Source organism: Nocardia cyriacigeorgica (assembly GCF_005863245.1).
In the GTDB taxonomy this organism is placed as follows: Bacteria; Actinomycetota; Actinomycetes; order Mycobacteriales; family Mycobacteriaceae; genus Nocardia; species Nocardia cyriacigeorgica_C.
The window spans coordinates 1-520 of record NZ_VBUT01000036.1; the positions used below are offsets into that span (position 1 = coordinate 1).

At 68.3% G+C, this 520-nt stretch carries 1 pseudogene; it reads left to right on the forward strand.

Going from position 1 to position 520, the window contains the following annotated elements:
* Positions 1-520: pseudogene (locus FEK34_RS30335) on the forward strand (hypothetical protein); the annotation flags it as partial.

Genomic DNA, 520 nt, shown 5'->3' on the forward strand with positions numbered 1-520 from the left:
CCGCGCTGGATGGGCAGACCGCCGATGCGATCGAGGCGTTCTGGAAGAAACTCGGCAACAACGACGGCGCCCTCTCCGCGTTGACCGGGTTGTTGAAAGACCAGGCCGATGTGGTCGATGACGGCGCCAACGACATCGAACACACCAAGTTGATGATCATCGCCCAGCTGGTGATCTTCGCCGTGGAAATGGCCGCCGCGTTGGCGGCTGCCGCGACCGGTGTCGGTGCCCCCGCCGGCGCCGCGGCCGGAGCCGCCGCCCGGGTCGCCACCCAGATCACCATCCGCATGCTGATGAAGCAGTTGTTGCAGCGGATCGTGTCGCGGGTGGTGAAGGAAGCCGCTCTGGGTGCGTTGGAAGAGGGCGGGCTGGATCTGGGGATCCGGTTGATCCAGGCCGCCAAAGGCGACCGCGAACTGTCCCGTGACGACTTCACCGCCGTCTGGCAGTCCGCCGCCGGCGGGGCGATCGGTGGCGCGATCTCCGGCGGCCTCGGCCGCGAGGGTGGGCTCACCAACGG